Source organism: Leifsonia sp. NPDC058292 (assembly GCF_042880955.1).
GTDB lineage: Bacteria > Actinomycetota > Actinomycetes > Actinomycetales > Microbacteriaceae > Leifsonia.
The window spans coordinates 23,422-34,749 of sequence record NZ_JBHVYL010000033.1 but is presented as its reverse complement, the minus strand read 5'-3'; the positions used below and the strand labels follow the sequence as shown (position 1 = coordinate 34,749).

The window sequence follows — 11,328 nt, the reverse complement described above, 5'->3', positions numbered from 1 at the left end:
GGGCGGCGCTTCTGTGGTGCGGGTCAGGGATCAGGCGTTGCGCACGTCGTCGTCGACCCAGTCGAAGGTCTTGGTGACGGCCTTCTTCCAGAGACGGATCTGACGGTCGCGCTCGCCTTCGTCCATGTTCGGCGTCCAGCGGCTGTCCTCCTGCCAGTTGTTGCGCAGGTCGTCCAGGTTCTCCCAGAACCCGGTCGCGAGACCGGCCGCGTATGCGGCGCCGAGGGCGGTCGTCTCGGCGACCACCGGGCGCACGACCGGCACGCCCAGGATGTCGGCCTGGAACTGCATCAGGGTGTTGTTGGCGATCATGCCGCCGTCCACCTTGAGCTCGGTCAGATCGACACCGGAGTCGGCGTTGACGGCGTCAAGCACCTCGCGGGTCTGGAAGGCGGTGGCCTCCAGCACGGCGCGGGCGATGTGACCCTTGTTGACGTAGCGGGTGAGGCCCACGAGCGCACCACGTGCATCCGACCGCCAGTAGGGGGCGAACAGACCCGAGAACGCCGGGACGAAGTAGGCGCCACCGTTGTCGTCGACCGTCTTGGCGAGGTCTTCGATCTCCGGAGCGCTCTGGATGATGCCCAGGTTGTCGCGCAGCCACTGCACGAGCGACCCGGTGACGGCGATCGAACCTTCCAGCGCGTAGTGCGGCGCCGCGTCGCCGAGCTTGTAGCCCAGCGTCGTCAGCAGACCGTTCTTCGAGTGGACGATCTCCTCACCCGTGTTGAAGATCAGGAAGTTTCCCGTGCCGTACGTGTTCTTCGACTCGCCCGTGTCGAACGCGGCCTGACCGAACGTGGCGGCCTGCTGGTCGCCGAGGATACCCGCGACGGGCACCTCGCGCAGCAGGCTGGACGACTCGACCGTGCCGTAGACCTCGGACGAGCTCTTGATCTCGGGCAGCATCGACTTCGGAACGCCGAACACCTCGAGGATGTCGTCACGCCAGCTCAGCGTCTCGAGATCCATGAACAGGGTGCGGGATGCGTTGGTCACGTCGGTGGCGTGCACGCCGCCGTCGACACCACCGGTGAGGTTCCACAGCACCCAGGAGTCGGTCGTGCCGAACAGGAGGTCGCCGGCTTCTGCACGCTCACGGGCGCCCTCGACGTTCTCGAGGATCCAGACGATCTTCGTGCCGGAGAAGTAGGTGGCGAGCGGCAGACCGACGATCGGCTTGAACCGCTCGACGCCGCCGTCCGCCGCCAGGCGGTCGACGATGTCCTGGGTGCGGGTGTCCTGCCAGACGATCGCGTTGTAGACGGGCTCGCCGGTGTTCTTGTCCCACACCACAGCGGTCTCGCGCTGGTTCGTGATGCCCACCGCGGCGATGTCGTGGCGGGTCAGGTCTGCCTTGGAGAGGGCCTGGCCGATGACCTCGCGGGTGTTGTTCCAGATCTCGACGGGGTTGTGTTCGACCCACCCGGCCTTGGGGAAGATCTGCTCATGCTCGAGCTGGCCGGAGGAGACGATCGATCCGGACTTGTCGAAGATGATCGCGCGGGTACTCGTGGTGCCCTGATCGATGGCGACAACGTAGTCGGCCATAAGTAACTCCTTTGTTTTGGGGGTGGGGCTGAGCGTGCCGGCCCCGACAGGGACCGGCACGCGGGTACTGAGTGCTACTTGGTCAGGACCGGGAGCAGGATGAGCGCCAGCCAGCCGGCGAGAAGACCACCGATGATCGGGCCGACGACCGGGATCCACGAGTACGACCAGTCGCTCGTGCCCTTGCCCTTGATCGGCAGCAGTGCGTGCGCGATGCGGGGGCCGAGGTCACGGGCTGGGTTGATGGCGTATCCGGTAGGACCACCGAGCGAGGCGCCGATGGCGATAACGAGCAGCGCGACGGGGAGAGCGCCGAGCGAGGCGAGCCCGGAGGCGTCACCGTTCTTGCCGAAGCCGATCACCACGAACACCAGCACGAAGGTGCCGATGACCTCGGTGACGAGGTTCCAGGCGTAGCTGCGGATCGCAGGGCCGGTGGAGAAGACGCCGAGCTTGTTGGCGGGTTCCGGCTCCTCATCGAAGTGCTTCTTGTAGGCCAGCCAGGTGAGCACGGCGCCGATGAAGGCACCGATCAGCTGAGCCAGGATGTACAGCGCGACGGTGCCGAAGTTCACATCCACGAGGGTGTGGTTCGCCTCCGACCCGAACTGCTTGGCGCCGTTCGCCACCAGACCGAGCGTGACGGCAGGGTTCAGATGCGCTCCGGAGTTGTAGGCGACCACCACACCGGAGAAGACCGCGAGGCCCCAGCCGATGTTGACCATCAAGAAGCCGCCGTTGAAGCCCTTGTTCTTGATAAGCGCGACGTTCGCCACCACGCCGGTACCGAGGAGGACGAGCATTGCGGTGCCCACCAACTCCGACAGGAAATCTACACCGATATTGTCCACGTTGACCTTCCAGTTGTTCAGTTGATCCGCACCCTGTTGTGCGACTATCGATGGTTCTGGTCAGGGTGGGCATTTGAACGCTATTCGCGTTCAGCCCATCCAGACAAGCACCGAGCTATGCACGTGTGTGCATTTATCGGAGCGCTGCGGCTTCGCTGCCGTCCTCCGACTCGAGGTGCACCCGGTGGGCGTCGGCGAGTTCCGCTATGACAGCATCTTCCTCCTCCGACCGCCGATTTGGCGACCATCCGAGGGCCATGGCCGCGATTTCGCCGATCTCGTGCACGACGCTGCCCGAGATGGAGCCGGTGAAGGCCAGGCTGGTGCGGCGCAGAAAGACGTCGAGCAGGTGCACGACATGCTCGGTGCGCACGAGGTATTCGATCTCGGCGCGGGAGTAGTCGGGCGCCGCCTCCAGGCGCGTGTCGTCGGAATCCGATCCGGCGATGGCGTCGATCACGAAGGTGGCCTTCGTTCCATACCGGTGCAGCAACTGTGTCGCGCGAGCGGAGCCGACATCCGCCCCGTAGCGGGCCACCCAGTCGCGCTCAGCGGATGGCGTGGCCGGGAAGCCGACGCCGCCACCGATCGCGAGGCCCGCCGTCGAGACCGAGCGCACTGCGCCGAGCACCTTGAGCGTCTCGTTGGCGAGGTGCTCGCTGAGCGCCCGGAAGGTGGTCCACTTGCCGCCGACGAGGCTCAGCACGGTCGTCGTCCCCAGGCCGTCGATCGTGCCGGGCACGATGCGGTAGTCGCGGGAGACGAATCCGGGCTGGGTGTCGTCGTGGTGGGGCAGCGGGCGCACGCCGGAGAACGTGTAGACGATCTGTGCGCGTGTGACCGGGATCGTTGGGAAAACGTGCGAGACGAGCTCGATGAAGTAGTCGATCTCGTCTTCGGTGCACACCGCGCGCTCCGACATGTCGGCCTCGAGGTCGGTGGTGCCGACCATGACCTTGCCCTTCAGCGGGTAGATGAGCACGATGCGGCCGTCGTCGTTCTCGAAGAACATCTCGCGGCCCTTGCACGCTTCGAGCAGCTCGGCGTTGTCGAGCACGATGTGGGATCCCTTCGTGCCGCCCATGTACTCGGTGGCGCGGCCGAGCGCCTGGTTCGTCAGGTCTGTCCACGGACCGGTGGCGTTGACCACCACATCCGCGACGATCGAGAACTCTTCGCCGGTCTCGCGATCGCGCACCAGCACGCCGCCGTCGCGGGCTCCGATCGCCTCGACGTAGTTGACCGCGCGCGCGTGCGGACCGGCGGCCAGGCCGTCGGCGAGCACGTCGAGCGCGAGGCGCTCGGGGTCGTGGACGGAGGCGTCGAAGTAGGTGGCCGTGTACTTGATGCCCGGGTTGAGCTCGGGCTGCGTCTGGAGCGACTTGCGCCGCCCATGGAACTGGTGGCGCGGAACGGTTCCTCCGTCACGCGAGAACGAGTCGTAGATCGTGAGGCCGGTCTTGATGAGGAACGCGCCACGCTCCTTCGGCTTGCCGTTCTTGTGGGTCAGGAAGCGGAGTGGAGCCGAGAGCAGTCCCGAGAAGGTGGAAAAGATGGGGATGGTGGTCTGAAGCGGCTTCACGTAGTGCGGCGCGATCTTGAGGAGCCCGTTGCGCTCGGTCACCGACTCCTTGACCAGCCGGAACTCCCCGTTCTCGAGGTAGCGCACGCCGCCGTGGATCATGTGGCTCGACGCCGACGACGCTCCCGACACGAAGTCGCCGCGCTCGACCAACACGACGTCGACGCCTTGCAGGGCGAGGTCGCGGAAGGTTCCGATGCCGTTGATGCCGCCGCCGACGACCAGTACCTGGGCGCGGGGGCGGTCACGAAGGCGCTCGACCTCGGTGCGGGACGCTGTGGGATTCGACTTCGTCGTCACGACTTGTCTCCTGGAGTTCTCGGGGGTTCTTTTCGGTGCAGCTATAGTTTTGAATGCGCGGGCATTATGTTCAAGCTGCGTGCACATACGTGCAACCCCATGCAGAGACGGAAAGAGAGGCATGTCATGGTCGACCCCGAGACCGAGAACCTGCCCGAGAAGGTTCGCGAGGCCCTCAAGGCCGGACACCTCTACTACATGCAAGACCTGACGATGGAAGCCATCGCCCACGAGATGCACACCTCGCGGTCCAGTGTTTCCCGGCTGCTCAGCTACGCGAGAGCATCCGGTCTGGTCACGATCCAGATCGCGCAGCCGCACGAAGGCGCCAGTCGCACCCAACAGGAACTGCACGAGAGATACGGCATCGCCGCGCACATCGTGCCGATGCCGAGCGCGATCAGCGATGTCGACAGACTCGAACGCGTCGCCATCTCCGCTGCACGGATTCTCGACCGATTCATCGACTCCAACATGACGGTCGGGCTCGCGTGGGGCTCCACGATGAGCGCCCTCAGCCGGCACCTCATCCCGAAAGATCTTCACAACGTCGAGTTCGTGCAGCTGAACGGCGCCGGCAACACCTATACGACCGGCGTGCTCTACGCGAGTGAGATCCTGCGCCGGTTCGGCGACACCTTCTCCGGCACGATCCAGGAGTTCCCGGTTCCCGCCCTCTTCGACGACGCCCAGACGAAGACAGCCATGTGGCGCGAGCGCAGCACTCGGCGCATCCTCGACATCCAGGAGCGCATGGACGCCGCCATCTTCGGACTCGGTTCGCCGTTCTCGGAGGTGCGTTCGCACGTCTACGCCGGCGGCTACCTGGAGCAGGCCGACTACGCCTCGCTCGACGAGTCGGGTGTGGTCGGGGATGTGGCGACGGTGTTCTTCCGCGAAGACGGCAGCCACCACGGCATCCCTCTCAACGAACGCGCCAGCGGACCCGACATCGACCTCATCAAGCGCGTGCCCCGGCGGGTGTGCGTCGTATCCGGCCCATCGAAGGCGCACAGCCTGCGCGGAGCCCTCGCAGCGGAGCTCATCACCGACCTCATCGTCGACGAGGGCACCGCGAGGGCACTCGTCGCGCTCGGCTAGCCGTCGCCGCATTCCATCGAGGGGGCCCAACACGCCGTTACATGGGTGCATGTAACGGCGCGTCGGGCCCCCTCGGTGCGGTGGAGGCCGCGTAACAGAACGTGGGAATAGACCGCGCCCGAATGCGTTGATCTAGACTCGACAACGTAAAACGTGCTCCGGGGTCGGTGAAAGTCCGAACCGGCGGTGATAGTCCGCGAGCGGGCCTGCGAGAGCAGGGCTGCTGAGCCGGTGGAATTCCGGCACCGACGGTAATGCGGTCAGACGAGAGTCCGACCGCTCAGTCCGGATGGGAGGCAGCACGGCAGGTGGTCGCTCACGACCGCTTGCACGCGTGACCCTGCGTCGCGTGACCCCGGAGGACGTCTCGACACGAGAGACGGGAACGACTGGGATGACGTGGGATGCGGCGATGCGCACCGCGATCGAGCTCGCGCACAACGGACCCGCGACGGGCGTCAACCCTCGCGTGGGATGCGTCATCCTCGATGAGAGCGGCGCGATGATCGCCGAAGGCTGGCACCGCGGCGTCGGAACCGCCCACGCCGAGGTCGACGCGCTCTCCAAACTCCCCGACGGCGGCGCACGAGGCGCGACAGCGGTCGTGACCCTGGAGCCGTGCAACCACACGGGCCACACCGGTCCCTGTTCCGAAGCCCTGATCGCCGCTGGCGTCGCCCGCGTCGTCTACGCGGTCAGCGACCCCGGGCACGCTTCCGGTGGCGGCGCCGCCCGCCTGCGCGAAGCAGGCGTCGAGGTCGTCAGCGGTGTTCTGGCCGTCGAGGTCGAGTCTTTCCTCGGCGACTGGCTCACAGCTGCGAAACTCGGGCGCCCTCACATCACCGTCAAGTGGGCGAGCAGCCTCGACGGGCGCACGGCCGCCGCCGACGGAACCAGCAAATGGATCACCGGCGCCGCGGCGCGACAGCGCGTGCACGAGCAGCGCGAGGCCTCCGACGCGATCGTCGTGGGTACCGGCACCGTACTCGCCGACGACCCGAGCCTCACCGCGCGCGGCGACGCCGGCGAACTCCTCTCCACCCAGCCGACGCCGGTGGTGGTGGGGATGCGCGCCATCCCCCGCGAGGCCGCCGTCTTCCGGCACCCGCATCCCGTGATCTTCGAGGGAACCCATGACGTCGCTGAGCTGGTGCGCGACCTGCACGGCCGAGGGTTCCGGCGCGTCTACGTGGAGGGCGGACCCACCCTGGCGAGCGCCTTCGTCGAAGCCTCGCTCGTGGACGAATACGCGATCTACCTCGCGCCGACGCTTCTCGGCGGCGGCCACCTCGCCCTCGGCGACATCGGGGTCGCGACCATCGCCGACCAGCGCGCACTGCGCATCCTCTCGGTCGAGCAGCTGGGCGCCGACCTGCTCATCCGTGCCGCGCCAGCCCAGACCGGGCGAGCGCAGAAAGAAGGTAACTGACCCATGTTCACCGGAATCATCGAAGAGCTCGGCGAGATCACCGCCGTCGACCTGGCCGACGACGCCGCCCGCATCACCGTGCGCGGCCCGATCGCCGTCAGCGACGCGAAACACGGCGACTCGATCTCGGTGAGCGGGGTCTGCCTGACCGTGATCGGCCAGGACGCCGACACGTTCACCGCCGATGTGATGGCGGAGACTCTGGCGATGAGCACCCTTGACGGCGTCACACCCGGTCGTCGCGTGAACCTCGAACGTGCCGCGCAGGTCGGCGACCGGCTCGGCGGTCACATCGTGCAAGGCCACATCGACGGCACGGCCACCATCATCGCGATCACCGACGGGAGCGCCTGGCGGGTCGTTCGCCTCAGCCTCGACCCTGAGCACGCGCCGCTGGTGGCCCGCAAAGGCTCGATCGCGATCGACGGCGTCTCCCTCACCGTGAGCGCCGTCGGCGGCGGTCTGGACGACGGCTGGTTCGAGGTGTCGCTCATCCCGGAGACGCTCGCAGCGACCACCCTCGGCGACCGCGTGGTGGGCGACCGCGTCAACATCGAGACCGACATCCTCGCCCGCCATGTCGAGCGGATGCTCGGCCTCGGCTACGGCGCGCGCGAAGCCGTGCTCCCCTCCTCCGTCAGCGAATCAGCAACCCCGACCATCATCGAGCGGAGCGCACTATGAGTCTCGCCACCATCCCCCAGGCCCTCGCCGACCTGCGAGCGGGCAAGCCGGTGATCGTCGCCGACAACGAGAGCCGTGAGAACGAGGGCGACGTCGTCATCGCCGCCGAGCTCGCGAGCCAGGAGTGGATCGCCTGGACGGTCAAGAACTCGTCCGGATTCATCTGCGCGCCCATGACGAACGAGATCGCGGACCGTCTCGAGCTGCCCGTCATGGTGGCCTCGAACGAGGACGCCCGCGGCACGAACTACACGGTGAGCGTCGACGCCGCCGACCGCCTCAGCACGGGGATCAGCGCCGCCGACCGCGCGCACACGCTGCGCGTGCTCGCCGACCTCGACTCGACGCCCTCCAGCCTGCATCGGCCGGGCCACATCCTGCCCCTTCGCGCCGTGGACGGCGGCGTGCGCGAGCGCGACGGTCACACCGAGGCGGCGGTCGACCTCCTCAAGCTCGCCGGGCTCACGCCGGTCGGAGCGATCTCTGAAATCGTCGCGGACGACGGCGAGATGATGCGCCTTCCCGGCCTCATCGAACTCGGCGAGCGCGAGGGTGTGCTGGTGATCACGATCGAAGCGCTGATCGCCTACCTGCAGGAGTTCCACTGCGACCAGCAGCTCGAGACGGTGACGCCCATCCCGGAGACCTCGCGCGTCATCTTCGAGGTCGAGACGACGGTGCCGACGACGCACGGCCCGTTCAAGATGCGCGCGTACCGCGACCGGATGACCGGGGCGGACCACGTCGCGATCGTCGCGGGCACCCCGTCGGCGGCGGGCACCCTGGTGCGTGTGCACTCGGAGTGCCTCACCGGCGAGGCCTTCGGATCGCTGAAGTGCGAGTGCGGGCCGCAACTGGACACCGCGCTCGACACCATCCAGCGCGACGGCGGCGTCGTGGTCTACCTGCGCGGACACGAGGGCCGCGGCATCGGGCTGATCAACAAGCTGCGTGCGTACAAGCTGCAGGAGGAAGGTCTCGACACGCTCGACGCCAACCTCGCCCTCGGACTCCCCATCGACGCCCGGGACTACGGAGCGGCGACGGCCATTCTGCAAGACCTCGGCATCGAGTCGGTGCGTCTGCTGACCAACAACCCCGAGAAGGTGCGCCAGCTCGAAGAGCACGGCATCGAGGTCACGGAGCGGGTTCCGCTCGTCGTCGGCGTCGGCGCATTCAACGAGGGATACCTCGAGACCAAGCGTGACCGCATGGGTCACGCGATCACCCAGGCTGAGATCGCAGCGGAAAGGACGACACGATGAGCGGAGCGGGAGCCCCCGACGCACAGGAGAAGATCGACGGGAGCGGCCTGAGGGTCGTCGTCGTGGCCGGAACCTGGCACGAAGAGATCACCGACGGGCTGATCGCCGGCGCCGAGCGCACGCTCGACGCCGCAGGCGCCGACTATTCAGTGGTGCGCGTGCCCGGAAGTTTCGAGTTGCCGGTGGTGGCGAAGGGCGCGCTCGACGCCGGGGCGGATGCGGTGGTGGCGCTCGGCGTGATCATCCGCGGCGGCACACCCCACTTCGAGTACGTCTCGTCGGCGGCGACCGACGGCCTCACGCGCGTCGCTCTCGACACCGGCAAGCCCGTCGGGTTCGGTGTGCTCACACTCGACGACGAAGCTCAGGGACTCGATCGCGCCGGCCTGCCCGGCTCGCGCGAAGACAAAGGCGCAGAGTCGGCGCACGCCGCCCTGACGACCGCGCTCACCCTGCGCTCTCTCCGCACCGCCTGATCGGCCGGGGGGCGGGCGTCAGGGCTTACGCGTCAGGGCTTGCGCGTCAGGGCTTACGCGTCAGGGTTTCCAGACCATGAGCACGACGACGAGCACGAGGAGCAGCGAGGCGACTCCCGAGCCGGCGGCGATCGCAGGGTAACCGGTGGAGGTCGGAGTCGCGGCAGCGGAGACTCCGGCCACCGCCGGGGCCGCGGATGCGCCCGGGCCGGTGGCGCCGTCGAGCGCGTCGGCCGCACGGCGCATCGAGGGCACGACCAGGAAGAGCGTGATGCCGACGGCGATCACGTAGGCGACGATCGACCACAGGATCCACGGAGTGGTGATCGACGTCTTGTACTTCGGGTCGGACATCCCCATCACCGCGAAGCCGAAGAGCACGACCAGCAGCGAGAGGCCGGAGAAGACGGTGGTCGACTTCGCCAGGGTGCGAACCTGGGAGGCGTTGCCGGCGCGCACAGCGCGCATGGCGGTCATCGGCAGGATGGCCAGCGGCCCGACGATGAAGACGGCCGAGACGACGTGCAGAACGTTGAAGAGCGTATCCATGACCCCAGCCTATCGACCCGATTCGCCGCGCCCGGCGAGACGGACGTAGGGTAGAACGGCCGCCACAAGCTGCTCCCACCTCCTCCCGCCCGGCTCGAGTCGACGCCTACCGACGCTCGGTCCCGCCCGGCGGACATCGTCTCCCCCGCACTCGGAAGTAGCTCCGCCATGTCTTCGACGGCCTCCGTCATCCCGCCCGTTCCCGCTCCCGCTCCCGCGAACTCCCGCGGCCGCGTCGTGCTCGCCAGCCTCATCGGCACCTCGATCGAGTTCTACGACTTCTACGTCTACGCGACCGCCGCCGTTCTGGTGTTCCCTGCCCTGTTCTTCACGAACGAGGACCCGACCACCGCGCTCCTCTCCTCCTTCGCCGTATTCGGCGTCGCGTTCATCGCGCGTCCGATCGGGTCGATCGTCTTCGGCCACTTCGGCGACCGGATCGGACGCAAGGGCACCCTCGTCGGCTCGCTGCTCACGATGGGGATCGCGACCGTTCTGATCGGCTGCCTCCCCACAGCGCAGGTGCCCGGCTGGGAGTTCTGGGCGCCCTTCCTCCTCGTGGTGATGCGGTTCTGCCAGGGCCTCGGGCTCGGCGGCGAGTGGAGCGGCGCGGCCCTGCTGGCGACCGAGAACGCGCCGGCCGGCAAGCGTGCCATCTACGGCACCTTCCCGCAGCTGGGTGCGCCCATCGGGTTCATCGTCGCGAACGTGCTGTTCCTCATCCTGAACCTCACGATGAGCGCGGATGCGTTCACCGCCTGGGGCTGGCGCGTGCCCTTCCTGCTGAGCGCCGTGCTCGTCATCGTCGGCCTGTACGTGCGGCTGAAGCTGGTCGAGACGCCCGCCTTCCAGAAGGTCGTCGACACCGGCGAGGTCGCGAAGCTGCCCCTCGCGCGCGTGTTCAAGACCAGCTGGCGCCAGATCATCCTCGGAACGTTCATCATGCTCGCGACGTATGTGCTCTTCTACCTGATGACCGCGTTCACGCTCACCTATGGCACCACGGCGAAGCCTGCCGGGCTCGGCTACACCCGCAACGAGTTCCTCATCATGCTCATCGTCGGCGTGGTCTTCTTCGGAATCTTCACGCTCGCAGCGGGCCCGCTCGCCGAGAAGTTCGGCCGGCGCAAGACGCTGATCTGGGTGACCATCGGCATCATCGTCTTCGGGCTCTTGTTCGTTCCTCTGTTCGGCGGCGGCTTCATCGGCACGATGGCACTGCTCATCGTCGGCTTCACCCTCATGGGCCTGACCTTCGGGCCGATGGGCGCCGAGCTTCCCGAGCTGTTCCCGACGAACGTCCGCTACACCGGCTCTGCCATCAGCTACAACCTCTCGAGCGTGCTCGGTGCCGCGGTGGCCCCGACGATCGCCGTCTGGCTGTGGACCTCGGCCGGCGGAAGCACCATCTGGGTCGGCGTCTACCTCAGCCTGGCCGGAGTGCTCACCCTCATCGCCCTGCTGCTCAGCAAGGAGACGCGCGACACCGACTTCTCCTGACCCGTTCGTTCGTGCGAAAAGCGCGGTTCCTGCCACGGGA

At 67.4% G+C, this 11,328-nt stretch carries 10 protein-coding genes and 1 riboswitch; of the genes, 6 read left to right on the top strand and 4 right to left on the bottom strand.

Features of this window, described 5'->3' with window-relative positions; all coding sequences use genetic code 11:
- Window positions 1-30: 30 nt before the first annotated feature.
- The 3 genes from glpK to ACFVWR_RS15605 all read right to left on the bottom strand — a co-directional run bounded on the left by glpK (window position 31) and on the right by ACFVWR_RS15605 (window position 4,284).
- Complete coding sequence (gene glpK / locus ACFVWR_RS15615; protein WP_387213984.1) at window positions 31-1,551, bottom strand: glycerol kinase GlpK; 1,521 nt, start codon at window positions 1,549-1,551, stop codon at window positions 31-33.
- Between the two features lie 74 nt (window positions 1,552-1,625).
- Entirely contained in the window at window positions 1,626-2,354 is a 729-nt protein-coding gene (locus ACFVWR_RS15610; RefSeq protein ID WP_387213981.1) for an MIP/aquaporin family protein, read from the bottom strand.
- Between the two features lie 181 nt (window positions 2,355-2,535).
- Window positions 2,536-4,284 carry a glycerol-3-phosphate dehydrogenase/oxidase gene (locus ACFVWR_RS15605; protein WP_387213978.1) on the bottom strand — a complete coding sequence of 583 codons (1,749 nt, stop codon included), beginning with the start codon at window positions 4,282-4,284 and terminating at the stop codon, window positions 2,536-2,538.
- A 126-nt stretch (window positions 4,285-4,410) separates the two neighbouring features.
- Here ACFVWR_RS15605 and ACFVWR_RS15600 point away from each other — a divergent pair, with 126 nt between their 5' ends.
- The 5 genes from ACFVWR_RS15600 (at window position 4,411) to ribH (ending at window position 9,239) form a co-directional block, all read left to right on the top strand.
- Window positions 4,411-5,385: a sugar-binding transcriptional regulator gene (locus ACFVWR_RS15600; RefSeq protein WP_387213975.1), complete on the top strand. Its 975-nt coding sequence runs from the start codon at window positions 4,411-4,413 to the stop codon at window positions 5,383-5,385.
- Window positions 5,386-5,534: 149 nt separating this feature from the next.
- A riboswitch (FMN riboswitch) is annotated at window positions 5,535-5,692 on the top strand.
- Window positions 5,693-5,779: 87 nt separating this feature from the next.
- Window positions 5,780-6,814: a bifunctional diaminohydroxyphosphoribosylaminopyrimidine deaminase/5-amino-6-(5-phosphoribosylamino)uracil reductase RibD gene (ribD, locus tag ACFVWR_RS15595; RefSeq protein ID WP_387213990.1), complete on the top strand. Its 1,035-nt coding sequence runs from the start codon at window positions 5,780-5,782 to the stop codon at window positions 6,812-6,814.
- Between the two features lie 3 nt (window positions 6,815-6,817).
- A complete protein-coding gene (locus tag ACFVWR_RS15590) occupies window positions 6,818-7,498 on the top strand; it encodes a riboflavin synthase (RefSeq protein WP_387213972.1) in 681 nt (226 codons plus the stop codon).
- Window positions 7,495-8,763: a GTP cyclohydrolase II gene (gene ribA, locus ACFVWR_RS15585; RefSeq protein ID WP_387213969.1), complete on the top strand. Its 1,269-nt coding sequence runs from the start codon at window positions 7,495-7,497 to the stop codon at window positions 8,761-8,763. The genes ACFVWR_RS15590 and ribA overlap by 4 nt, the downstream gene beginning before the upstream one ends.
- Window positions 8,760-9,239, top strand: coding sequence for a 6,7-dimethyl-8-ribityllumazine synthase (ribH, locus tag ACFVWR_RS15580; RefSeq protein ID WP_387213967.1), 480 nt, complete (start codon window positions 8,760-8,762; stop codon window positions 9,237-9,239). Before ribA ends, ribH begins: the two co-directional genes overlap by 4 nt.
- Window positions 9,240-9,299: 60 nt before the next feature.
- Here the strand turns inward: ribH and ACFVWR_RS15575 are convergent, their stop codons facing one another.
- Window positions 9,300-9,788: a DUF2269 family protein gene (locus ACFVWR_RS15575; protein ID WP_387213964.1), complete on the bottom strand. Its 489-nt coding sequence runs from the start codon at window positions 9,786-9,788 to the stop codon at window positions 9,300-9,302.
- A 168-nt stretch (window positions 9,789-9,956) separates the two neighbouring features.
- Here ACFVWR_RS15575 and ACFVWR_RS15570 point away from each other — a divergent pair, with 168 nt between their 5' ends.
- Window positions 9,957-11,288 (top strand): MFS transporter, encoded by a 1,332-nt coding sequence (locus ACFVWR_RS15570; protein WP_387213961.1) that lies wholly within the window; start codon window positions 9,957-9,959, stop codon window positions 11,286-11,288.
- The last annotated feature ends 40 nt before the right edge of the window (window positions 11,289-11,328 follow it).

Bases quoted from the DNA above. Each gene is read 5' to 3' on its own strand.
- glpK (WP_387213984.1), bottom strand. From the start codon at position 1,551: ATGGCCGACTACGTTGTCGCCATCGATCAGGGCACCACGAGTACCCGC.
- ACFVWR_RS15610 (WP_387213981.1), bottom strand. From the start codon at position 2,354: ATGCTCGTCCTCCTCGGTACCGGCGTGGTGGCGAACGTCGCGCTTATC.
- ACFVWR_RS15600 (WP_387213975.1), top strand. From the start codon at position 4,411: ATGGTCGACCCCGAGACCGAGAACCTGCCCGAGAAGGTTCGCGAGGCC.
- ribD (WP_387213990.1), top strand. From the start codon at position 5,780: ATGACGTGGGATGCGGCGATGCGCACCGCGATCGAGCTCGCGCACAAC.
- ACFVWR_RS15590 (WP_387213972.1), top strand. From the start codon at position 6,818: ATGTTCACCGGAATCATCGAAGAGCTCGGCGAGATCACCGCCGTCGAC.
- ribA (WP_387213969.1), top strand. From the start codon at position 7,495: ATGAGTCTCGCCACCATCCCCCAGGCCCTCGCCGACCTGCGAGCGGGC.
- ribH (WP_387213967.1), top strand. From the start codon at position 8,760: ATGAGCGGAGCGGGAGCCCCCGACGCACAGGAGAAGATCGACGGGAGC.
- ACFVWR_RS15575 (WP_387213964.1), bottom strand. From the start codon at position 9,788: ATGGATACGCTCTTCAACGTTCTGCACGTCGTCTCGGCCGTCTTCATC.
- ACFVWR_RS15570 (WP_387213961.1), top strand. From the start codon at position 9,957: ATGTCTTCGACGGCCTCCGTCATCCCGCCCGTTCCCGCTCCCGCTCCC.